The sequence below is a fragment of the Marinomonas ushuaiensis DSM 15871 genome, assembly GCF_000521805.1.
In the GTDB taxonomy this organism is placed as follows: Bacteria; Pseudomonadota; Gammaproteobacteria; order Pseudomonadales; family Marinomonadaceae; genus Marinomonas; species Marinomonas ushuaiensis.
This window is the reverse complement of the sequence record NZ_JAMB01000011.1, coordinates 60,456-82,845: the sequence shown is the minus strand read 5'-3', so window position 1 is coordinate 82,845 and position 22,390 is coordinate 60,456. Positions and strand designations below refer to the sequence as shown.

General features: G+C 41.5%; 22 protein-coding genes. 10 read left to right on the top strand and 12 right to left on the bottom strand.

The features are described 5' to 3' along the window. Window positions 1-13 precede the first annotated feature (13 nt). The 6 genes from MUS1_RS12265 to urtA form a co-directional block, all read right to left on the bottom strand. The gene (locus tag MUS1_RS12265; protein ID WP_036163019.1) at window positions 14-901 is read right to left on the bottom strand and encodes an urease accessory protein UreD; all 888 of its coding nucleotides are present in this window, start codon (window positions 899-901) and stop codon (window positions 14-16) included. A gap of 35 nt (window positions 902-936) precedes the next feature. Then, on the bottom strand, window positions 937-1,644 hold the full coding sequence (gene urtE / locus MUS1_RS12260) for an urea ABC transporter ATP-binding subunit UrtE (protein WP_036163017.1): 708 nt from the start codon (window positions 1,642-1,644) through the stop codon (window positions 937-939). Next, on the bottom strand, window positions 1,641-2,531 hold the full coding sequence (gene urtD / locus MUS1_RS12255; protein WP_036163016.1) for an urea ABC transporter ATP-binding protein UrtD: 891 nt from the start codon (window positions 2,529-2,531) through the stop codon (window positions 1,641-1,643). The genes urtE and urtD overlap by 4 nt, the downstream gene beginning before the upstream one ends. Beyond that, the gene (gene urtC, locus MUS1_RS12250) at window positions 2,528-3,691 is read right to left on the bottom strand and encodes an urea ABC transporter permease subunit UrtC (RefSeq protein ID WP_036163015.1); all 1,164 of its coding nucleotides are present in this window, start codon (window positions 3,689-3,691) and stop codon (window positions 2,528-2,530) included. The genes urtD and urtC overlap by 4 nt, the downstream gene beginning before the upstream one ends. After that, window positions 3,688-5,295 (bottom strand): urea ABC transporter permease subunit UrtB, encoded by a 1,608-nt coding sequence (gene urtB / locus MUS1_RS12245; protein WP_036163014.1) that lies wholly within the window; start codon window positions 5,293-5,295, stop codon window positions 3,688-3,690. Before urtB ends, urtC begins: the two co-directional genes overlap by 4 nt. A 184-nt stretch (window positions 5,296-5,479) precedes the next feature. Then, complete coding sequence (urtA, locus tag MUS1_RS12240) at window positions 5,480-6,763, bottom strand: urea ABC transporter substrate-binding protein (protein WP_036163013.1); 1,284 nt, start codon at window positions 6,761-6,763, stop codon at window positions 5,480-5,482. A gap of 389 nt (window positions 6,764-7,152) precedes the next feature. On the opposite strand from urtA, the gene MUS1_RS12235 reads away from it, so the two are divergent. Next, complete coding sequence (locus tag MUS1_RS12235; RefSeq protein WP_036163012.1) at window positions 7,153-7,698, top strand: TetR/AcrR family transcriptional regulator; 546 nt, start codon at window positions 7,153-7,155, stop codon at window positions 7,696-7,698. 115 nt (window positions 7,699-7,813) lie between these two features. Continuing rightward, a complete protein-coding gene (locus MUS1_RS12230) occupies window positions 7,814-8,692 on the top strand; it encodes an AEC family transporter (RefSeq protein ID WP_036163011.1) in 879 nt (292 codons plus the stop codon). A 38-nt stretch (window positions 8,693-8,730) separates the two neighbouring features. Here the strand turns inward: MUS1_RS12230 and MUS1_RS12225 are convergent, their stop codons facing one another. Continuing rightward, window positions 8,731-9,447: a FadR/GntR family transcriptional regulator gene (locus MUS1_RS12225; protein WP_036163010.1), complete on the bottom strand. Its 717-nt coding sequence runs from the start codon at window positions 9,445-9,447 to the stop codon at window positions 8,731-8,733. Window positions 9,448-9,709: 262 nt separating this feature from the next. Between MUS1_RS12225 and MUS1_RS12220 the strand changes: the two genes are divergently transcribed. From MUS1_RS12220 to MUS1_RS12200, 5 genes are all read left to right on the top strand, one after another. Then, window positions 9,710-10,429: a ribonuclease activity regulator RraA gene (locus MUS1_RS12220; protein ID WP_036163009.1), complete on the top strand. Its 720-nt coding sequence runs from the start codon at window positions 9,710-9,712 to the stop codon at window positions 10,427-10,429. 118 nt (window positions 10,430-10,547) lie between these two features. Continuing rightward, a complete protein-coding gene (locus tag MUS1_RS12215; protein WP_036163008.1) occupies window positions 10,548-11,513 on the top strand; it encodes a Bug family tripartite tricarboxylate transporter substrate binding protein in 966 nt (321 codons plus the stop codon). Between the two features lie 64 nt (window positions 11,514-11,577). After that, window positions 11,578-12,099 (top strand): tripartite tricarboxylate transporter TctB family protein, encoded by a 522-nt coding sequence (locus tag MUS1_RS12210; protein ID WP_084035619.1) that lies wholly within the window; start codon window positions 11,578-11,580, stop codon window positions 12,097-12,099. 3 nt (window positions 12,100-12,102) lie between these two features. Further along, the gene (locus MUS1_RS12205) at window positions 12,103-13,626 is read left to right on the top strand and encodes a tripartite tricarboxylate transporter permease (protein ID WP_036163006.1); all 1,524 of its coding nucleotides are present in this window, start codon (window positions 12,103-12,105) and stop codon (window positions 13,624-13,626) included. Between the two features lie 56 nt (window positions 13,627-13,682). Continuing rightward, a complete protein-coding gene (locus MUS1_RS12200; RefSeq protein ID WP_036163005.1) occupies window positions 13,683-15,260 on the top strand; it encodes an aldehyde dehydrogenase (NADP(+)) in 1,578 nt (525 codons plus the stop codon). Window positions 15,261-15,454: 194 nt separating this feature from the next. Here MUS1_RS12200 and MUS1_RS12195 read toward each other — a convergent pair whose 3' ends face one another. From MUS1_RS12195 to MUS1_RS12180, 4 genes are all read right to left on the bottom strand, one after another. Beyond that, window positions 15,455-16,258 (bottom strand): ABC transporter ATP-binding protein, encoded by an 804-nt coding sequence (locus MUS1_RS12195; protein WP_036163003.1) that lies wholly within the window; start codon window positions 16,256-16,258, stop codon window positions 15,455-15,457. After that, window positions 16,255-17,157: an ABC transporter permease gene (locus MUS1_RS12190; protein ID WP_036163001.1), complete on the bottom strand. Its 903-nt coding sequence runs from the start codon at window positions 17,155-17,157 to the stop codon at window positions 16,255-16,257. The genes MUS1_RS12195 and MUS1_RS12190 overlap by 4 nt, the downstream gene beginning before the upstream one ends. Before the next feature lie 14 nt (window positions 17,158-17,171). Beyond that, the gene (locus MUS1_RS12185) at window positions 17,172-18,131 is read right to left on the bottom strand and encodes an ABC transporter substrate-binding protein (protein WP_036162999.1); all 960 of its coding nucleotides are present in this window, start codon (window positions 18,129-18,131) and stop codon (window positions 17,172-17,174) included. 172 nt (window positions 18,132-18,303) lie between these two features. Continuing rightward, window positions 18,304-18,780 (bottom strand): GNAT family N-acetyltransferase, encoded by a 477-nt coding sequence (locus MUS1_RS12180; RefSeq protein WP_036162997.1) that lies wholly within the window; start codon window positions 18,778-18,780, stop codon window positions 18,304-18,306. 144 nt (window positions 18,781-18,924) lie between these two features. On the opposite strand from MUS1_RS12180, the gene MUS1_RS12175 reads away from it, so the two are divergent. Genes MUS1_RS12175 through MUS1_RS12165 form a run of 3 tightly spaced genes read left to right on the top strand, consistent with a single transcriptional unit; the run spans window position 18,925 to window position 21,210 of the window. Then, complete coding sequence (locus MUS1_RS12175) at window positions 18,925-19,701, top strand: ATP-binding cassette domain-containing protein (protein ID WP_211236461.1); 777 nt, start codon at window positions 18,925-18,927, stop codon at window positions 19,699-19,701. Next, entirely contained in the window at window positions 19,694-20,380 is a 687-nt protein-coding gene (locus MUS1_RS12170; protein WP_036162995.1) for a methionine ABC transporter permease, read from the top strand. The genes MUS1_RS12175 and MUS1_RS12170 overlap by 8 nt, the downstream gene beginning before the upstream one ends. Window positions 20,381-20,382: 2 nt before the next feature. Next, the gene (locus MUS1_RS12165) at window positions 20,383-21,210 is read left to right on the top strand and encodes a MetQ/NlpA family ABC transporter substrate-binding protein (RefSeq protein ID WP_036162993.1); all 828 of its coding nucleotides are present in this window, start codon (window positions 20,383-20,385) and stop codon (window positions 21,208-21,210) included. A 158-nt stretch (window positions 21,211-21,368) separates the two neighbouring features. Here the strand turns inward: MUS1_RS12165 and MUS1_RS12160 are convergent, their stop codons facing one another. After that, entirely contained in the window at window positions 21,369-22,385 is a 1,017-nt protein-coding gene (locus tag MUS1_RS12160; protein WP_036162991.1) for a hypothetical protein, read from the bottom strand. Window positions 22,386-22,390: the final 5 nt, after the last annotated feature.

The following is a 22,390-nucleotide window of genomic DNA, read 5'->3' as shown; positions in this document are numbered from 1 at the left end:
TTTTAAAACCGAGCTAGGTTGCCCAAATTCTGGGAACACAGGCATTTTTGTTCATTAATGCTGGACGAATATCACGCCAACACTGGATAAATAACTGTTTCATTTGTTCTGAATCATCATGCACACTTCGCACCACAATGTATTCATCCACTAAACTCACACCACTTAAAGAAGAATGGTCACTACAATGCTGGCGGAGTGTGTCAATTAACTCATCCTGATGACTATTCAGATCAAATGGTCCAGCAATCATCAAGCCATTAATCGGCTGACCATCCAAACCGGCTTTGGCGTGAAAAATAGAATGACTGTTATCATCAATAACCAAACGTTCACGAACTTTTAAACGACCATTTTGACGAATCTGAAAACCTTGCTCTGCATGGCCTTCTCCAAAACTTTCTTTGTTGGCAGGCAATCCAAAACACGTTATTTCCCAGCCAATAAATTTAGCGTCATCAGCCAGCTCGATACAGTTTTCGAGGCGAGTGTGAGCATTAGGATAAAGAATGGTTTCCTGTGGAAGCCATTCCATCAGACTATTTTTAGCCACATTTAATTGCGTTATTTGATGTTGTAAGGTTTTATCTTTTCGGGCTCGGTAGACTCGGCCAGCCCCTGGAGTGGTAATTAGAACATGAGTATTTTCAGCCAAATTGGCGGTAATGATTAATTGATCACCAGAGACTAAACCACCTGGCGGATGTAACAAATACACATGCGCTGTCTCTGCACCTTCTGGATAAAAGGGCTTTTGGACATACAAAGGCCCTTTGTGATCGCAGGTTTTCAATACCGTTCCACGAACGGTTTTACTGAATCCTAATGTAAGGAAAGCATGCCAATAAGACGATTCGTCTGCCTTTATTTCTTCTTGTAAGGCTAGGTTTTGTGTTTTCATTTACTTCCTAAAAACATGTCAAAAGAACCTTAAAGCTATACTGCTAAGTACTGTTTAATCAAGCTATCATCAAGGTTTTCCATTTTATCAGATGCCACAACACGGCCTTTTTCCATTAATCGAAACTCTTTTCCAACTCGACGAGCAAAGCCCAGTTTTTGCTCGACCAAGATAACCGTCAACCCTTCTTCTTTATTTAATTTAAGAATCACGTCACCAATTTGCTTAACAATGTTCGGCTGAATACCTTCATTTGGCTCGTCTAAAATCAACACTTTAGGTTCTAATACTAAAGCTCGACCAATGGCGAGTTGCTGCTGCTGACCACCAGACAAATCACCACCTCGTCGATGCAACATGTCTTTCAATACAGGGAACAATTCGAAAATTTTCTCTGGAATGTCTTTTGGGGAATCGGTGGTTCGCTTACTACGAACAGGCAAACCAATACGCAGATTCTCTTCTACAGTAAGCATAGGGAAAATATCACGACCCTGAGGCACATAACCGATACCAGAATAGGCACGTTTCTCAGCACTTTGTTTATTAAGCGCTTGCCCATCCATGGTGATTTCTCCGCTTTTAATGGGCAACAATCCCATGATGGCTTTCAGTAAGGTGGTTTTCCCCACACCATTACGACCCATGATGCAGGTGATCGATCCGGGCACAATGTCTAAATCCAATTCCCAAAGGATCTGGGTACCGCCGTAAAGTTGATCCACTTTGTTAATTGAAATCATGCGTTTTCCCCTTCCACAGCGTCTTCTCCAACTTCACTTTCTCCTGCTTCTTCTCCAAGGTAAACTTCAATCACATCTTTGTTACTTTGAATTTGATCCATTGTCCCTTCCGCCAAGACAGAACCTTGATGCAATACGGTCACGGTTCGCGCAATACTGCGAACAAACTCCATATCATGCTCCACAACAATAACCGTCCTTTCACCCGCTAATGACGTGAGCAATTCAGCAGTTTTTTCGGTTTCTTGTGGCGTCATACCAGCGACAGGTTCATCGATTAATAACAAACGTGGATCCGCCGCCAATAACATGCCGATTTCCAGCCATTGTTTTTGACCATGAGACAAGGCCCCCGCTAACATAAAGCGATGTTTCGCCAAACCAATGATCTTCAAAACTTCATCTATCCGATCAATCTGCGTTGGCGTTAAACGTGAAAATAAAGTCGGCAATACACCTTTGTCGGTTTTTAGAGACAGTTCCAAGTTATCAAACACCGTTTGTTCTTCAAATACCGTTGGCTTTTGGAATTTACGACCAATCCCAAGCTGCGCAATTTCGGCCTCGTCTTTGTTTAATAAATTATGATTTTGACCGAAGAAAACGGTCCCTGAATCACATTGCGTTTTACCAGTGATCACATCCATTAAGGTGGTTTTACCTGCGCCGTTAGCGCCGATCAAACAGCGTAATTCACCGTCATTCACATACAGATTTAAATTATTCAGCGCTTTAAAACCATCAAAGCTGAGATTCAAACCTTCCACGTATAAGATCATTTGATTGTCTACGTTCACCTTAGTTTGAGTGGGCGCAAGAAAAGGCCAAACCTGATCACGACGAAATGTCTCACGTAAGTTTTCTACCGTATTTTCAATGGCACTCATACTTCAGACTCCTTTGTCGCTGATTCTTTGACGGCTGATTCCTCTAAAATACGAGGACGACGTTTTGCCATCATTTGTGCGTATAACCCCATCAAGCCTTTTGGCAAATATAAGGTCACCAAGACAAACATAGCGCCCAAAGCAAATAGCCAAGCATCAGGTAAAATCGCGGTAAATCGCGTTTTCGCGTAGTTCACTAAAATCGCACCAATCACCGCGCCAATTAATGTACCGCGTCCACCAACGGCAACCCAAATCACCATCTCAATGGAGTTAATCGGCGAGAATTCACCGGGGTTTATAATCCCTACTTGTGGTACATACAAAGCACCCGCAATACCGGCAATGACAGCCGAATAGACAAACAACCAAACTTTATAACGATCTGTGCGGTAGCCAATAAAACGCGAACGCGCTTCAGCATCACGAATCGCCAACACCACCTTGCCAAAGCGAGAAGATAAAATACGCTGACTCACCACAAACAATACCGCGAGCAAAAACGCCGTAATCATAAACAAGCTGACACGGGTGGAATCGGCCTGCAAATCAAAACCAAGAATCTCTTTAAAATCAGTTAATCCATTGTTACCGCCAAAGCCCATTTCGTTACGGAAGAAAGCCAACAACAAAGCGTAGGTCAAAGCTTGCGTCATAATGGACAAATATACGCCCGTCACACGGGAACGAAATGCCAACCAACCAAACACAAAAGCCAGCAAACCAGGCACCACCACTGCCATCAACATGGCGAACCCAAAATTGTCCATACCGAGCCAAAACCAAGGCAATTCTTTCCAATCCAAAAACACCATAAAGTCAGGCAATAATGGATCGCCATAGACACCACGATCACCGATTTGACGCATCAAATACATGCCCATGGCATAACCGCCTAACGCGAAAAATGCCCCGTGACCTAAACTTAAAATTCCGCAATAGCCCCAAATAATATCGACCGCCAAAGCGAGCATGGCGTAGCACAAATATTTGCCTAACAAGGTAATAGTATAAGTACTCACATACAGCGCGGAATCTTCAGGTAAAAGCAGATTCGCCCCAGACGCCAACAAAGAAACCACCAAAAGTATCACCACAAATGGCAATGTGTGTTTGCCAGATGAGCGCCCAGCGGAAAACCATTCTGTAAGACGTGTCATTCTGCCGCCCTCCCTTTTTGTGGAAAGAGTCCTTTAGGACGTTTTTGTATAAAGAGAATAATAAACACTAAGACGATAATCGCCGCCAATACCGCACCCGTTGTCGGCTCCAAAAACTTGGTCGCAATCCCTAAAGAGAACGCTGCCACTAAGGTGCCTAATAAATTCCCTACGCCACCAAACACCACGACCATAAACGAATCAATAATATAGGCTTGGCCCAAATTTGGTCCCACGTTGGTTAATTGGCTCAAGGCCACGCCTGCAATCCCTGCGATACCCGATCCAAGACCAAAAGTCATGGCGTCGACCCAATGGGTTTTTACTCCCATGGCTTTTGCCATGTTGCGGTTTTGTGAGACAGCTCGAACATTCAATCCTAACGAGGTTTTTCTCAATACGATGACTAAAGCAAAAAACACCAACAAGGCAAATGCCAATATATACAGACGATTCAATGTCAGAGACAACACAGGGTTAATTTCCCATGAACCGCTCATCCAACTTGGCGTCGACACTTGACGATTCAATGGCGAGAAAATGGAACGTACCAGTTGCTGCAAGATCAAACTGATACCAAAAGTCGCTAATAAGGTTTCCAATGGACGGCCATGCAAATGACGAATGACCAAGCGCTCAATCAAAATACCCATCAAACCAGAGACTAAGAACGCGGCAGGAATCGCTACCCAAATAGAATAATCAATGTAATTCGGCATCATCAGCTGAACCACATAAGTCGTGTAAGCGCCCAGCATGATCATTTCACCGTGCGCCATATTTATAACACCCATCACACCAAAGGTAATCGCCAAACCAATCGATGCCAGCAAAAGCACAGAACCTAGACTTAAGCCAAAAAAGAGTTGATCAATAAACGCAAAACGATTGGCCCGTTGGGCTATTTTCTCTAAGGCGCTAGTCGCCGCTTTTACAATGGCAGGATTTTCGTCTTTCGTTAACGTGGTTAAAAGATTACGAGCGTCACCTTCTAGACTGGAAGACAAACGTTCAATAGCAACCAATCGATTAGGCAGTGTTAATTCAGTAGAAGACGCGGTATGCATAGACAAAGCCAAGCCCATTGCTTCCTTTACCTTGTTATTGGTTTCTTTCGCATACAAGGATTCGATCAGAGCTACTGTGTCTGCATCCAATTTTGATAACAGCTCTCGAACGGCGGACTCACGTACTTTAGGTGACTTCGCTGTCAGTTGAATTTGTGCAATCGCATTTCGTAAATAGCCACGTAAGGTATTATTCACGCGAATTTTTTTCACATCTCGTTTACTTAAATTTGGCACAAGGGTCTGGTTAAAAACGTCTTTATAAACGGTGGCGCCTTGTTCATCAAATTGGCCGACTAAGGATTTATCGGCTTTTATATAATAAAGATCGCCACCTAATAAGGTATGAAAAAGTGGCAGTATCGCTTCACCTTGGATCTCGGCAAGCTGATCTAAAATAGGCACCATGTCTTTAAATTTTGCGCCAGCAAGCTCAGTGAGAAAAGGATCTTGTTGGCTAGATTCAGCGGCTTGTACTGAAAAGGATAAGAGCCCAAAAAGACAGCAGCACAGTGCAATTAAATGTCTCAAGGTCATACTCCAATATTGAAAGGTGTATTGCAAAGAACGCTAAGATCACCGTGTTCTTTAAACGTGTTGTAAAAAATAACGTTAAAAAATTGCGTTAAAATAAGTAGTCTTTAAAAAATCAGATCAAGTTAAAAAGGCTCTCTGACTAAAATAGACAGAGAGCCGATATCAACTCGGGGAAAGAATCAAATTAATAATTCTGACCAGAACACGCTTTTGTTTTCGTGTTGTAGTTACCGCACTTGATAGGTGCTGTCCAATCAGAGATTAAGTCTTTAGAACCTGGCAAGAAATCAGACCAAGCATCACCAGCCACTACGCCGTCTGTTTCCCAAACCACTTCAAACTGACCATCATCTTGGATTTCGCCAATCAGAACAGGTTTGCTCAAGTGATGGTTTTTGTTCATCACCGCAATACCGCCTGTTAGGTTTTCCGTTTCTTGACCAATCATTGCTTGTTCAACCGCATCAACATCCGTAGTACCAGCATCTGTAACTGCATTTGCCCACATTTTGAAACCGATGTAAGTCGCTTCCATTGGATCATTGGTGACGCGATTAGAATCTTTTGTGAAGGCTTTCCACTGAGTAATGAACTCATCATTCGCATCACTCTCTACGCTTTGGAAGTAGTTCCATGCCGCCAAGTGACCAACAAGAGGCGTTGTATCTAGACCAGATAATTCTTCTTCACCAACAGAAAAGGCCACTACTGGAATGTCTTCTGCTGAAATACCTTGGTTACCCAATTCTTTGTAGAAAGGAACATTGGCGTCACCATTGATAGTAGAAACAACCGCGGTTTTCTTACCTTCGCCACCGAATTTTTTCACATCAGAAACAATAGACTGCCAATCAGAATGACCGAATGGTGTGTAATTGATCATGATGTCTTGCGCTGCAACGCCTTTCGCTTTTAGGTAAGCTTCAAGAATTTTATTCGTAGTACGTGGGTAAACATAATCTGTTCCCGCAAGAACGAAACGTTCAACACCCAAATCATTCATCAAATAATCAACTGCAGGAATCGCTTGCTGGTTTGGCGCTGCGCCTGTGTAGAAAACATTTTTAGACGATTCTTCACCTTCATACTGAACCGGGTAGAACATCAAACCGTTTAACTCTTCCAATACAGGCAAAACAGACTTACGAGAAACCGATGTCCAGCTACCAAAAATAACGTCTACTTTTTCTTGAGTTAAAAGCTCACGACCTTTCTCAGCAAACAAAGGCCAGTTTGACGCAGGGTCAACCACAACCGCTTCTAGTTTTTTACCTAGCAAGCCACCTTTTTTATTTTGCTCTTCCACCATCATAAGAACAGTGTCTTTTAGAGTCGTTTCAGAAATCGCCATGGTGCCGGACAAAGAATGCAATACACCAACTTTGATCGTGTCCGCTGCCATTGAAGGAAGCGCGATAAGCGTTGCACCAGAAAGCGCAATCGCAGATACAAGCGTTTTGATTTTCATTTTTAAGCCGTCCTATTGTGATTTTGAATGAGTTTTACGTTGTAATAAGAAACGTTGAAACAAGACGCTTTAAGAAAAGTGATTCCCAAAGCTTCCTATCAGTCACTTCAGTATTCAAAAATTACGGCGGCAAAGGTATGCGCGAAACACCCTAGAGAGGTACGTCATTTGACGTATAGATAACCCCTAAACACAAAGAGAGGCAAACATGGAGTCTGTGCGTTTAAACAAGATTGTCCCGAAGTAAGATATCGATGAAGTTTCACACGATTATTTGTAAGCCATTTTTGTCCTATTTCACACCTCAATGAAATAGATATATATGTCTCTTTAAAAACAATAGACAAAATTGTCTACTTCTGCCAACATACAAATAAATAGAGGTGTATATGAATAAAAAACGACAGCAACTCATTGATATCGCTTCCATGCTTTTTTATAAAAATGGCATTAATTCCATTGGCATCAATGAAATTTTAAACGTCTCTGGCATTGCGAAAAAGACCCTATACAATCACTTCGAAAGCAAAGAAGCCTTGATCATGGCGGTGCTTGAGCAGAGACATAACCATTTTATTAGTTGGATAGAAGAAAAGCTGGAAGGCGTTAACTCAAATAAAGAGTTAGTGAACTGTTTATTCATTGCACTGGAGAGTTGGTTTTTGAATTCTGAGCCCACGCTTGGGGATTTTCATGGTTGTTTTTTCATTAACAGTACCGCCGAATTTAGCGGTTCAAACCATCGTATTTCTATCTTTTGTAGAAAACATAAACATCAAGTAAGACAAGTAATTGCTCGGTCAATGATCAACAAGAGCCCTCTTTTACTCGATGCGATTTGCATCATAAAAGAAGGCGTCATTACGTCAGCGTATGTAGAAAATGACACTAGCACAGCGAGAAAGGGCATCAGTGTGCTTGAGAAATTTGTGTGACCTATCGTATTTTTTCACACTAAGACTTATGACTATCAAATTATGATCGGTCAAAGGATAATACGGTTAATTACATTAATGAAAAAACTAAGTCGTTAATAATTTAAGGGGAAAAATGTTAAATCAAGTTGTCAGTATTTTATTTCCAATACTAGGATTAACATTTGCAGGCTTATGTGTTGGACTTTGGATCAAACCCGACTTTCGACCAATTAACCGAGTTAACATGGACGTTTTCGTCCCTGCGTTAACGTTTTCCTCTCTTGTCATTATGCCACTTGATGCTGGGCAAATCCCTTTATTAAGCGCCGCTCTTTTGGCTGTTTTCATTCCAGCATTACTCATGTTTCCTATTTGTTATTTTTTCAAACTCAAATACAAAGTATGGGCGCCACCACAGATGTTTCGTAACGCTGGTAATCTTGCCATTCCACTGTTTACTTATTCGTTTGGTGACACAGCTATCGCACCAGCTGTGTTGTTGTTTGTCGTATCGTCTTGTCTACACTTTAGTATTGGGTTGGCAATCATCAGTAAGGGCAATCCTTTTAAACAAATTATCCGTATGCCCATCTTTTTAGCTGCAGCATCAGCATTAACGTTAAACCTAATGGGTGTTGGTATTTGGGAGCCATTATATAATGCGACGTCTTTGCTTGGACAAGCGGCGATTCCTATTATGCTTGTGTCTCTGGGCGCTCAGATGTGCAATATGCGCTTGAGTGGCATGAGAACCGGATTATTATGTACTGGGTTATCACTTCTTACTGGCGCTATCGCGTTTACGTTTATTTATCTATTTATCCCTTTATCTACTCTACATCTACAAATGATGTTGTTATTCACCATGTTCCCACCAGCTGTACTAAACTACATGTTTGCGGAACATTTTGATTTAGAGCCAGAAAAAGTCGCGTCAATGGTACTTTTCAGCAACTTCCTTTGTATTGTAACCTTACCAATTATGCTCGCGGTTGCACTGTCATTTAGTTGAATTTTAAAAAAATTTGTTCGTTTTCGAATTACCAAAACTTAATTAGGCGCACCTTCAAACATTCTATTCCGAGCACTGTTAAGGTGATTTCTCATGGCTTCTCTCGCTGCTGAGGGGTTACCTTCTTTAATCGCCATAACAATCTCATTGTGTTCTTTTTGCACTAATTGCAAACGGGACTCTGGGTGTAATAGCGACAAATTCCGCGTTATGTTTATTCCTTCCTTTATACTTTTTCGCAACAGTGATAACACTGTGCTATAAAAATGGTTATTAGCTGCATTCGTAATCGCAATATGAAAATCAAAGTCTTCATCAGTCGCTAACTTATTTGACGCGTTAGCCACATTCATTTTTTCATACGCCCTAACAATTATATCCAACTGAGCGCTAGTCCGACGAACCGCAGCCAACGCAGCGGCTTCAGACTCTAAATTAGAGCGAAATTCAAAACAGCGCTGAATGTCGGCAATGCTGGATAATGGAGAAAATTGTAAAACAAGATTATCTGGTTGCTTAATAACATAGCTACCCGAACCACGACGGGATGCAATCAATTCATCTTCACGTAACCGAGCCAACGCCTCACGCAACACTGGGCGAGACACTTGAAATTCTTGGCACAATACGGTTTCTGCTGGCAATTTTGTATTTAGCCCATATGTGCCGCTCATAATTAACGTCAATATTTGTTCATAAACCACAGCGCCAAGAGACTGCTTAGTTTCTTTGGTTCGAGTAGGAACTTCACTCATAGTGTGCCACCAACTTAATAATAAAAGTGATTTTCAAATCTGGAATGGAGAGAAATGCTCTTTAAAAACTAACTTATTTTAACTTATTTAATTACTAATAGTAGACAACTTCCTCTTAAAAAACCAAAAAAAATGAGAAAAACCACCTATTCAATCAATAATTCATAAGGAATTAGTAAAAAGTTGTAATAATTAGTTTGATTTGTAAAAAATCCACGTGTATTGTTTTTAGGCGTTTCTTATTCAACGGAGATCAAGGTTCATGACTAATAAATATAAAAAATTAGATGAAGCGGTTATCGCTCAACTTCGAAAAGTATCAACTGCAACATTGAATACCGCCCTCTTTAAAAGAGGGCTTCGCAATACCTACATCCAAGGTGTTGGTCGAGTTAACAATGAAAAAATCAAAATGGTTGGACAGGCATTCACGCTGCGCTACATACCTGCACGCGAAGATCTGGATACTGTCGCTGCTTTTAAAGACCCAAAACACCCTCAGCGCCTAGCAGTCGAATCCGTGCCAGAAGGTATGATTATGGTATCTGATTGTCGTCAAGACGCTTCTGCAGCAAGTGCTGGCAGTATTCTTCTTACGCGGTTAGAAGTTCGAAAATGTGCGGGGTTTGTATCTGACGCAGGAATTAGAGACTTTGATAGTGCAGCCGCTATGGACATGCCTATTTTCTGTGCCAAAGAAAGTGCGCCAACAAACCTAACCAAACACCACGGCGTCGATCTTGAAGTGGCAATTGGTTGCGGTGGTGTCGCGGTTTATCCAGGAGATGTTTTGGTTGGTGACGGTGACGGTATTATCGTCATTCCATTAGAAATATCGGAAGAAATCGCAGAAGAAGCAATAAAAATGGAACAATTTGAAGATTATGTAATTCGCAAAGTTCGTTCCGGTAGTCGTGTCATTGGTCTTTACCCACCAAGTGATGAAGCACAAAAGGAATACAACGATTTTGTCGCAAGCTAAATAGAGGACATTAATTACCAAAAAGACTCACGGTTCTATTCAGTACGACTGATTTCAATAAAAATCTTAGTACTTTACTAAGCGTAACTCTCACTAAAAATAAAAAAGAGAAATAGCTATGTTAACTAAAAAAATTAAAAACACATTAATCTGTGCAGTAAGTGCATGCATCCTCAGTTCATCTGTTATCGCAGCAGATTTTCCATCAAAAGACATTCGCTTAATCGTACCTTGGCCTGCCGGTGGCGGTGCCGATGCCATTTCTCGAAAAATCAGTAACATTGCCGAACAATCTTTGCCTAAATCCATCTACGTTGAAAATATCAGCGGTGCGGTAACGGCGACAGGTTTGATGCAAATGACTCGTTCACGTCCAGACGGTCATACCATTGGCGTATTGACTTATGACAGCGTCATTACGCTACCTCGTGGTAAAATGGTGCCTGGCTATTCACTAGAAAAAATGGCGCCTATTGCCCGTATAACGCGAGAAGCTGATGCAATTGTGGTGTCTAAACATTCTGGCTATAACTCCTTTGAAGAGCTAATCAGCGCGGCAAAAGCCAAGCCAAATAGTGTTCGAGTCGGTGTCGCGCCAAAAGGTTCAGGTCCTTATCTTGCTGTTCGCCGTTTAGAGAAAGAAATCAATGTGAAATTTAACGTCATCACTTACCCTGGTTCTTCTAGCGCCGAAGCAGAAGCTTTGCTATCTGGTGAGCTTGATGCGGCAATATCAAGTTTAGGGGATTTCAGTGGCATTCTTAGTTCTGGCGACGCAAAAGGCGTAGTAGAACTGTCTTCTGAGCAAAACCCATCCTACCCTGGCGTTCCACCAATCAAGTCGTTGGGTTATGAGTTAGAAACAGGCAGTTTTATTTTGTTAGCCGCTCCTAAAAACACACCAAAAGACAAAATATCAGCACTTGAAACGGCCTTTAAAACGGCCTTTGATAGCAAAGAGTTTCAAAGCTGGGTCACTACTATTGGTGTGACTCCAAGCTGGTTAGGCTCTACTGATGTTCAAGCTTGGATAGATGAATTGCAATCCAGTACATTTAAAGTAATGGACGATTTAAATCTATAACTCTTAGCGTGCAATAACTGGCTATAACACGCCCCGATATAGTGTCGGGGCGTTTATAAGGTAGATGATGATGTTTTCCAAAAAAAATCCTGTGTTCTTTTTCTTGGTTTTTGTCTTTTCGATTGGCTATCTCGTTACCGCGATAAATCTAGGTAACCCTATTTCCAACAATAGACTAGAACCTTCTTTCTTCCCGTTACTATTGGGTTTTTTCGCCGTCTTATTTAGCAGTATTTTGCTATTAAGAGAGATCACTGCGAATAAAAAACAAACCGAAGATGAAACGTTAAATACAAAAAATCTAGACTCAACGACAGAAACAGAATCCACAACCGACAAAGCAAGCACTGCGCCATCTAAATACGCACCTCTTTTGATTATGTTCTCAATACTGTCGTATATCTTGGCGTTTGCTTTTATTGGTTATTTCATTTCTTCGTTTCTGTTTGTTCTGTCTATTATTATTATTTTTTCCTCTCTGGAAAAAATCATTCAAAAATCAATTATATCTATTGCCATCGTCTTGGTTGGGTATCTGGTATTTGACCAGCTATTCGGCGTTAGACTACCGGCCTTGTGGGGTTAAGTGATGGAATTTATTAGTCTCGTTGCGAGTAGTTTTTCTTTACTGTTCGATCCTTTGATCCTCGCCTATGTCATTTCAGGTTTTATTATTGGAACTATCTTTGCTGCAATACCAGGTTTAACAGCCACTTTGGCGCTGGCGTTGCTTCTCCCGTTGACATACACCTTGGACGTCACAACCGCCCTCATGGCTTGTGCAAGTATTTATATGGCCGGTATGTGTGGCGGTAGCATCACGGCGACTACCATTAACATTCCTGGTGCGCCTTCGTCGATGATGACAGCGCTCGACGGTTATCCATTACAACAACAAGGCAAAGGTGCGTTAGCCCTTGGCCATGCTGCGATCGGTTCTATGATCGGTGGTGCATTAGGTGCCTTATTGCTCATTGCCGTTGCGCCTTTTGTAGCTGAAGCCTCTTTATTAGTAAAAACCACAGGAAAATTTTCCCTGCTGGCCTTTGCCATTGTGGTCATCATTGTTGCTCAACGAGGAAAAATGATTAAAGCTGCCATGGCCGCATGCATTGGTTTAATGCTTGCAACTGTTGGACTGGATGCAATGCAACCCGTTACACGTTTTACGTTTGGATTAAGCGACTTAACCGCTGGACTAGACTTAATGCCAGTAATAATTGGTACCTTTGCAATCAGTGAAATCCTCATTCAAACCAGTTCATCCACCGATGCTAAAAAAGCCGCCGAAGCATTTAGTAAGGTTGCTATAAAACGACGCGACTTTATCCCGCCGCTATCTGCCATTAGAGAAATTGGTGTGGTTTGCTATGTCAAATCCAGCTTGATTGGTTACTTTGTTGGTACTTTGCCGGGAGCAGGCGGCTCTATGGGTAGCTTCCTTGCTTATGCTGAAACAGTACGCACATCTTCTGAGCCTGAAACGTTTGGAAAAGGCAATCCAAAAGGCATAGCTGCATCAGAAAGTGCTAATAATGCAGTTTGTGGTGGTGCATTAGTCCCCATGCTCACCTTTGGTATACCGGGAGACCCAATTACAGCAATCATGCTTGGCGTGTTGGTGATCAACGGAATTCAACCTGGCCCACAACTAATGTCTGGCCAAGCAGAATTAATCGCACCTATGTTGGCTGCCTTACTGTTTAGTGCATTGGTATTGATTCCGTTAACTCTATTTTTACTTGGACCTTACTTCATTAAAATTGTCGCTATTCGCAAAGATATTTTATATGGCGCCATCGCTTTACTTGCGGTCGTCGGTACATATGTCGCAACGTATTCATTTTTTCAAATGATGATGGCGTTAATGATGGGAATATTGGCTTATTACTTAAGAAAGCATGAATTTCCTATTATCACACTGTTATTAGGCTTTATTTTAGGGCCAAATTTAGAAGAGTTTTTACGTCGCTCTCTTGCCCTTTCTAACGGCAATCCAATGACATTTTTTACGAATTTAGACAGTCTATTCTTTATTCTTTTGACTTTAATGTTTGTCTATTTTTTAGCCATTAGAAAACCGCTAAAAAGCCCAATCACCAAGAAAAAATAACACTCACTTTATACAGAGTGTAAGACTCTGACTGAAACATTTCTTAGGAGAAAAGAATGAAATTAACAGGACAACAACTAATTGGACAAGGCAATTTTGATGCTTCAGGTTCTGTGGTCTGGGCGATTAATCCAAGCTCTGGAGAAAAGCTTCAACCAGGCTACCTAAGCGGTGGAAAAGCTGAAGTTGTCCATGCCTGTGAATTAGCAGAAGCGGCCAGCGTCGCCTTTCGCACCACATCACTAGAGGAACGAGCTACTTTTTTAGAAACTATCGCAGAAGAAATCGAAGCAATCGGCGACTCGTTGATAGAACGCTGCACTCAAGAAACAGGATTGCCTGCAGCGCGCATTCAAGGCGAACGCGGCCGGACCTGTGGACAACTACGTTTGTTCGCCTCTGTTGTGCGTTCTGGTGAATGGTTAGATGTTCGTATTGACCCTGCTCTACCAGAAAGACAACCTCTACCACGCGCTGACCTACGTCACCAAAATATCGCGTTGGGCCCAGTTGCAGTATTTGGAGCCAGTAATTTCCCATTAGCCTTTAGTGTTGCTGGCGGTGATACAGCGTCAGCTTTAGCCGCAGGTTGTCCTGTCATTGTGAAAGCACATTCTGCTCATCCAGGCACATCTGAAATGGTTGGACGTGCAATACAAAACGCAATCGCTAAATGCAATCTACCCGAAGGCGTATTCTCACTGTTATATGGTTCAGGCAACGAACTAGGTCAGGCATTGGTGTCTGACCCACGCATTAAAGCCGTTGGTTTTACAGGGTCTCGCAGTGGTGGGACAGCTTTGATGGCGACAGCGCAAGCACGTAAACAACCTATTCCTGTTTACGCAGAGATGAGCAGTATCAACCCTGTTTTTTTGCTACCAACAGCACTAAAAACACGTACTGACCAGCTTGCAGAAAGCTTTATTGCTTCACTCGCTATGGGTGCTGGTCAATTCTGTACCAATCCAGGTTTAGTGTTAGCTGTGCGCGGAACAGCGCTTAATAACTTTTTGAAAACAGCAGAGCAAGCCATTACCAAAGTAGCTGCACAAACGATGCTGACACCTGGTATTTATAAAGCTTACTCTGATGGCATTATTTCTTTGACTAATAACGACGCCGTGCATTCACAGGGTAGTGGCGAACAAGGAGAACAACCGAACCTTTGTCAGAGCCATTTATTCGTGACGCAAGCTAACCACTTCTTAAACGACGAACGTCTTCTCGAAGAAGTATTTGGATCTTGCTCTTTGGTTATCGAGTGCGATGATATTGAGCAAATGCTTTTGGTAACAAGGCAGCTTGAAGGTCAACTAACAGCAACATTACAAATGGACGATGGGGATCTTAAGACTGCAAAAGCTTTATTACCCATTCTGGAAGAAAAAGCCGGGCGCATATTGGTCAATGGTTGGCCAACAGGCGTTGAAGTATGCCATGCGATGGTTCACGGTGGGCCATTTCCAGCGACATCGGATTCACGCAGCACTTCGGTAGGTAGCGCCGCTATTTTTCGTTTTTTACGTCCTGTGTGCTACCAAAATCTACCGCAAACATTATTACCAAATGCTCTTCGTGATAATAACCCAGCGGGTATATCGCACTTATTTGATGGTAAGCGAATGAGCTAACATTAATGTAAAAAGCTAAACTAAAAATCTGACGCCAGTTAGATTTTAGATTGTTAAAAAAAAGTCCTCACCAAATGGCGAGGACTTTTTTATAATAGTAGGACACCTAAAATAAGACGCAATCATCGACGCTACAATATATTGAGGCGGCCAGCTCAACTAAGAATCAAGCCACAGCAAGCAATCAATTGTATCTACTCGCCTAGCAATAATTTGTCATCGTCTAATTCTTCTCCGTCATTCCGTGCTTGTGCAAATAATTGAAGAAGGTCTTTTACTTCGTAACCAGCACGTTTATCTCCGGCCAAATCGAAAATAATCTTACCTTCATGTAGCATGATGGTTCTAGAACCGTGATCCAGTGCTTGTCGCATAGAATGCGTCACCATCATGACGGTAAGTTGCTTCTCTTTAATGATTTGCGAGGAAATATCCATGATGAGCGCTGCTGTTTTCGGGTCGAGCGCCGCAGTATGTTCATCAAGTAATAAAATGCTGCTGGGTTGCAAAGCGGACATCAAAAGACTGACAGATTGTCTCTGCCCTCCTGATAACAAGCCCATTTCAGCACCAAGACGATCTTCAAGACCAAGATTAAGGCGACTTAATTGCTCTTTAAAAATTGCCCGTAAATTATCATTAAGCGCAAAAGATAAGGTCCCTCTTTTACCTCGTCCATAGGCAAGCGACATGTTTTCTTCTACGGTTAAATTTCCACAAGTACCCGCAAGCGGATCTTGAAACACGCGCGCAATGTCTTTAGTCCGACCCGTAGCCGGTATACTTGTCACATCACGATCGGAAAACCAAATTTTCCCTCGTGTGGATTCGATATCACCCGCTATGGTATTTAATAGCGTCGATTTACCCGCACCATTAGAACCAATAACGGTTACAAATTCACCACTTGGAATGGTTAAATCGACTCCACGTAAAGCCAATTTTTCTGTCGGTAAACCATGGTTAAAGGTCACATGTAAGTTTTCACAACGGATCACAGTCTTTCCCCTTTCGCTTTTTTGGCTTTCCATTCACGGCGTAGTTTCGGGAACACTAACGCCAATGTGACTAACACAGCCGTTAAAAAGTTAAGGTCAGACGCTTGAAATCCGAGAAAATCTGCGTTGAGAGCCATAGAAACCGCAATTCGATATAAAACGGAACCAATAATACAACTCATAACAATGACTAAAATTGAACGAGTCGAAAACAATGATTCACCAATAATGACCGCCGCCAAGCCAACAACGATGGTTCCAATCCCCATAGTTGAATCTGCAAAACCATTGGTTTGAGCAAAAAGCGCACCGGCTAAACCAACTAATCCATTAGAAAGCGCTAAACCGACATAGACTTTTTCATTGACGACAATACCATTAGCTTGCGCCATTCGTTTATTAGACCCGACAGCGCGCATCGCCAAACCGTATTGGGTGTTAAGAAACCAGGCAACCAGTAATCCGCCAATAACAGCACACAAAGCAACGAATATAACTTTCATATACATGCTAGGTATTCCTAGTGCTTCAAATGGAGTCAACATCGTTGGCTCCATTATTAAAGCAACATTAGGTTTACCCATAATGCGAAGATTAATCGTATAAAGTGCCGTCATGGTTAATATACTGGCTAATAGATGCAATATATTAAAACGTAAATTCAGCCAAGCAGTAACAATACCAGCACTCGCGGCGGCTAAAGTACCAAGTAATGTTGCTAAATAAGGGTTGAACCCCAGTACGATAAGCGTTGCGGTTAACGCAGCGCCCAAAGTAAAACTGCCATCAACGGTTAAATCAGGAAAGTCTAATATCCGGAAGGTAAGATACACTCCCATAGCGACTAAGCCATAAATAAAGCCGATTTCCAATGTACCCAAAAACGCAAAAAGTGACAAAGTGATGTACCTTATTATTCAATTATTTTAGTAGCGCGAGCCAATACCGCGGCAGGAACTTCGATTCCCATGCGTTTAGCCATTTTAGGATTAACGAACAAGTTGGTTCCTTTCGCCATTTTCACGTCAATATCTCCGGCTTTTTCACCTTTTAATATACGAATAACGATTTCACCAGTTTGACGTCCAAGGTCAAAGTAATCGTAACCAACAGCCGCCACAGCACCACGAGAAACCGTATCAGTATCACCCGCAAACACAGGAATTTGGGCATCCATACCGACTTTAATAATAGACTCTACAGCGCTGATAATAGTGTTATCAATAGGTGCATAAATCGCATCAACCTTACCGACAAGTTGCTTTGCGGCAATCATCACATCTGAGGTTCTTGGCGCTGAAGATTCGACTATTTTAATGCCCATTTCAGCCGCCACTTTTTTTGCTTGCGCTAACATGGAGACTGAATTAGCTTCACCTGGATTGTAGGGAATACCAATCGCCTTTAAATTAGGAACAAACTCTTTAATAAGCGAAAAATGTTCACCGATGTTCGCCATATCTGACAAACCAGTCACATTTCCACCTGGTTTTACTAAATTAGGAATAAGCTTCGCACCAAGAGGATCGGTAACCGCTGAAAAAACAACAGGAATGGAATCACTCACTGTCACCGCTGCTTGAGCCGAAGGCGTCGCTATCGCAACGATAACATCAGGTTCGTCTCCAACCATTTTACGCGCTATTTGAGCGGCAATATCTGTTTTACCCTGCGCACTTTCGTAGGTAAATTTAAGGTTATCACCTGTATAACCATTTTCATTTAATACTTCTTTCACACCGTCACGAATGGCATCAAGCGCCGGATGCTCAACGATTGCAGTAGTCGCAACATAAACAGGTTTCGCTTGAATCGCACAACTTAATATTGTGGTAGAAATGATTACACTTTGGAAAATAGAACGTAATTTCATGTTGAATCCCTTGTGGTAAGTAAGTGCCTGAAGAAGAATATTGTTTTAAAAAATCATCCGCTAAAAATATCATAAGATAGGCGTTAAAAACTAGATATACCTAAATTCAGATAATTAAAGTGCATATTAGCGTTCATAAATAATACTGCTGCTCTTAAACCTCATTTACAAACTAAACGAGGTTTAAGTCCATGCACATAATATGCTGTGGTCCAGATTTTCCACCGTGATATAGGTTTCCAGTATCATAAAAACCAGCGTTCAAATAACTCTTTTGAGCAAGTTTATTTTTGCAGTTCACGGTTAAATATACGTTAGTCTGTTTTGGGAAGTTGGACATTAGATATGTGGGTAGTATTTGCAATGTTTGCTTTGCATAGCCGTTACCTTGGTGTTTATGGTCTATAAAGAAGCTTCGTAACCCAAGACTATTTGATTCAACACAGTCATTGTGATCTGCGTAAGCAGTGTCTATTAAGAAGAAACCAACGACCTCATCATTTGCGATAATCACATGAGGTCGAATTTGAGCATTGGCGCTGGCTAAAATATCATCGATGGTTGCCACATATTGAAGTTGATCGCTTTCAACACTTAATGTGTTCACACGACCTAAATGCAAAGATGTCATTTTTTCTATTTCTATCACAACGCCTCCTAAGGAAATAATTGATTGTCGTGGATTAGAATTACCCCTACTTTTTGTAGTCTTTTTTTCCACGACATTTCCCTTTAAACTACCATTTTTTTGGCATTATGTGTGGCTTTTGAAGCCTTTTAAACAGGAGATTGAGTGTTAGAGCTAACAGCAATAGGGAAGAATTTTAATGTTAGGGACACGATTAAAGGCACTGCTAGAAATGCGGTAAAAAACCGTGTTGTTAAAGCACTTTCAGATATTACTTTAACCATTAACAATGATGAAGTATTTGGCATCGTTGGTAAAAGTGGTGCGGGGAAGTCAACATTATTACGGCTGCTAAGTTTGCATATTCAACCTGATGCTGGCTCTATTCGTATGCTTGATAAAATCATCGATAAGTCCTCTACTTCAGCTCAGAGACGACAATTAGTCCAGCAAACCTCTTTTGTCTTTCAGGGCTTCAGCTTACTTTATAACTATTCAGTGATCGACAACATTGCTCTACCGCTAAAATTACGTGGCGTCGATGAGAAATCCCGTCGAGCCAAAGCTCTCGATTTACTGACTTTTGTTGGTCTGGCAGATAAAGCTGAAAACTACCCTATTACACTATCTGGTGGTGAAGCCCAACGTGTATCTATTGCGCGTGCCTTAATCTCCGATCCGAAAATCATTTTTTTTGACGAACCTACTTCAGCACTTGATGCCCAAACAATGAAAGACATCTTAGATTTACTTAAAAAAGTTCATCGTTCCTATTCAGTGACTATGGTCTTGGTATCTCACCAAATGGATGTTATTCGCTATATGTGTGATCGCGCAGTTTGGTTGGAAGATGGCAAAATCAAAAAAATAGCGGAAGTAAAAAAGATCAAAAAATTCGCGGTCGATCAATTAAATGACTTATGGGTAGACAACCATGCTTAACATTATTATCGATACATTAGATAGGTTCGGTAATCGTATGCTAGCCGACCTGATTGATACTTTCTTCATGGTTTCTGTCGCCTTTTTTGTTGCTTTCGTTTTGGGTACTAGTATTGGATTTTTACTGGCTTTATGCGGTCAAAATCGACCGTATACACATAAAAAAATAGCAATACCCTTATCTTTTTTGGTCAATATCATTCGCTCGGTGCCCTTTATTTTGTTGCTGATTGTGATGGCTCCCTTGGCACGGTTTTTCATTGGTACAGCCTACGGCATTTACGCCTCGATGATCTCTTTATCCGTTGTCGGTGTGGCTATTGTCAGTCGGTTAGTTGAACAAGCCATTATTGATGTGAGCCCACATATTTACGAATCGGCTCATTCTATGGGGGCAACTCGGACTCAATTAGTAACGCAATTTATTCTTGTCGAAGCGCGATCCGCTTTGGTTCTAGGTTATACCTCAGCGATTATCAGTTTAATTGCCTACTCGACCGTGGTTGGCGTAATTGCTGGCGGTGGCATTGGTTATTTAGCACTACAGGAAGGTTTTTACATGTGGAACCAACCGCTTATGTGGATGATCATCATAGTGATGATGATGCTCGTACAGGTAATACAGGTGTCAGGATCTTGGTTGGCACATACACTGGATAAAAAAAGGAAAATAGATTAATCATGAAAAAAATACTCCTGCTCATTACTAGCGTTCTTTTTACATTTACCCTAACGGCTTGTCAGTCAAAAGATGATAATACAATTAAAATTGGTGTTTCATACTATCCATTTTATAGTGCCGACAGCACGAAACCAGACTTGCTGGACATCATAAAAGCCAATGTGGAAGAAAATGGTTTTAACTTGGAAAAAGTAGTCTTTCTCAATTATGCTGAAGCGAATCCGGCATTAGCGAATGGGGAGTTAGATGGCAACTTAATTCAGCATGAACTCTACATGGATATTTTTAATCAGCGTAGCGGTGCCACGCTAGAACTTGTCCAGCCTGTTTATCATGCGACCTTTGCCCTTTATTCGTCGATTTATGCATCAGTTGAAGATATCACAGACGGTGAAACCGTTTATCTACCTAATGATGGCGTCAATACCGCCCGCGCATTATTGCTATTGCAGAGTGCAGGTTTGATTGAACTGAAAAATGGTGTGAACTTCCAAGCCGGTATCGCAGACATTATTAGCAACCCTAAACAACTGAAGTTTATAGAAACGCCATTAACTGCAACTGCCGGTGCTTATGACGAATCTGGTCGTGATTTAGCAGTAATGTACCCAACTTTTGCTCGCTCTTTGAGCTTGTCTGGTAATGATGAACGCATTTACTTAGAAGAGCGCAATGCCGTCAGCGATGCTTATGCAATTAGTTTTGCAACCAGGACTGATAATGCCAATGATGAAAAAACGAAAGTACTCGCTGAAGCCTTAACATCGGATGCGGTTAGAAAATATTTAGAAGAAAACTACGCTTGGGCATCCACCCCAGCGTTTTAATTAAAAGCACCTTGCACCTCGATTAACAACAATAAAACCGTTACGATTCACATTGTAACGGTTTTATTGTTTTATACTTGATAGGCAGATTGCCATATTGATTAACGACCGACATAACGGTACTTTCGTAAATCCTCTCAAGAATACTAAAACAAACACTAAATCTCATTGACCGAAATTCTATACGAAAACCGATCCTCTCCTTCTAATCGAAACCCTGTCTTAATCCCTACTTCTCTAAGCGGTGAACTCGCATTTCGGCTATGAACAACGCCTAAATCAAAGGCCGAAGCAATCGGTTCAATACCCATTGCCTGAAAGCGCTTATTCCAAGGGTAGTAATCTCGTCCTTTGTTTGAATACCATAACAAGCAACTAGGAAATTGCTCAATATTCCATTCAAACACGACTTCATAACCTTCATCGTAGTTTTGAAGCCGTATTCGTCCTTCACTTAGATCCAATAAAATAAGTTCTTCTGTGACGCTTTCTAATGGCAGAGTCGTCATATTTTCGACGCGACCATCCAACCTAAGCACTTGCTCTAAATCCTCTATTTTTTGGTTCGGTTTCAAAATAGAAATACCAGGCTCAACCGTAACAGGATAAGTATAAGCGCCTTTAAACGAATCAATCATCAGTTTTGCCTTACCGGGTTTATTTGGCAATTTAAACGTTCCGTGTAAACCAATCGGCAATTCCACTGGTTGTTCCGTTTCAACCAATAACTCAAATTCTAACTGGTTGTTGTCCGTGACTGAGATTTTTCTATTTAATCCTTTAACTGGGTGTTTAAGTGGATACTCTATGCTGAGCTCTGCTTCTTGTGAGGATTTGGATATATCTTGCCATTCATGATTAGAGCTAAAGCCATGCATAAAAGCTTCATTGACTGACTCAACACTCTCAATATTGCGCAACCATTCTGGTGGTAGATCCCTTCTTGTGCCCGGAGTACCAAAAGGCACGCAAGGCCACTCCCCTCCAAGGTTTTTAAGTATGGGAGGGAGTTTGTCATTTTTACTTTCTTCTTTATTAGCCCAAGGCGCTATCGAAAACGGTTGAATCACTTTATCGTTAGAGAAACGAAATTGAACCGGCCCAACCATAGCACCTAACAGAGAGACTTTCCCTGAGACGTTACCTTTTTGAAAATTAATTGCTTTATTACTCATCCCTA

Bases quoted from the DNA above. Each gene is read 5' to 3' on its own strand.
- MUS1_RS12265 (WP_036163019.1), bottom strand. From the start codon at position 901: ATGAAAACACAAAACCTAGCCTTACAAGAAGAAATAAAGGCAGACGAA.
- urtE (WP_036163017.1), bottom strand. From the start codon at position 1,644: ATGATTTCAATTAACAAAGTGGATCAACTTTACGGCGGTACCCAGATC.
- urtD (WP_036163016.1), bottom strand. From the start codon at position 2,531: ATGAGTGCCATTGAAAATACGGTAGAAAACTTACGTGAGACATTTCGT.
- urtC (WP_036163015.1), bottom strand. From the start codon at position 3,691: ATGACACGTCTTACAGAATGGTTTTCCGCTGGGCGCTCATCTGGCAAA.
- urtB (WP_036163014.1), bottom strand. From the start codon at position 5,295: ATGACCTTGAGACATTTAATTGCACTGTGCTGCTGTCTTTTTGGGCTC.
- urtA (WP_036163013.1), bottom strand. From the start codon at position 6,763: ATGAAAATCAAAACGCTTGTATCTGCGATTGCGCTTTCTGGTGCAACG.
- MUS1_RS12235 (WP_036163012.1), top strand. From the start codon at position 7,153: ATGAATAAAAAACGACAGCAACTCATTGATATCGCTTCCATGCTTTTT.
- MUS1_RS12230 (WP_036163011.1), top strand. From the start codon at position 7,814: ATGTTAAATCAAGTTGTCAGTATTTTATTTCCAATACTAGGATTAACA.
- MUS1_RS12225 (WP_036163010.1), bottom strand. From the start codon at position 9,447: ATGAGTGAAGTTCCTACTCGAACCAAAGAAACTAAGCAGTCTCTTGGC.
- MUS1_RS12220 (WP_036163009.1), top strand. From the start codon at position 9,710: ATGACTAATAAATATAAAAAATTAGATGAAGCGGTTATCGCTCAACTT.
- MUS1_RS12215 (WP_036163008.1), top strand. From the start codon at position 10,548: ATGTTAACTAAAAAAATTAAAAACACATTAATCTGTGCAGTAAGTGCA.
- MUS1_RS12210 (WP_084035619.1), top strand. From the start codon at position 11,578: ATGATGATGTTTTCCAAAAAAAATCCTGTGTTCTTTTTCTTGGTTTTT.
- MUS1_RS12205 (WP_036163006.1), top strand. From the start codon at position 12,103: ATGGAATTTATTAGTCTCGTTGCGAGTAGTTTTTCTTTACTGTTCGAT.
- MUS1_RS12200 (WP_036163005.1), top strand. From the start codon at position 13,683: ATGAAATTAACAGGACAACAACTAATTGGACAAGGCAATTTTGATGCT.
- MUS1_RS12185 (WP_036162999.1), bottom strand. From the start codon at position 18,131: ATGAAATTACGTTCTATTTTCCAAAGTGTAATCATTTCTACCACAATA.
- MUS1_RS12170 (WP_036162995.1), top strand. From the start codon at position 19,694: ATGCTTAACATTATTATCGATACATTAGATAGGTTCGGTAATCGTATG.
- MUS1_RS12165 (WP_036162993.1), top strand. From the start codon at position 20,383: ATGAAAAAAATACTCCTGCTCATTACTAGCGTTCTTTTTACATTTACC.
- MUS1_RS12160 (WP_036162991.1), bottom strand. From the start codon at position 22,385: ATGAGTAATAAAGCAATTAATTTTCAAAAAGGTAACGTCTCAGGGAAA.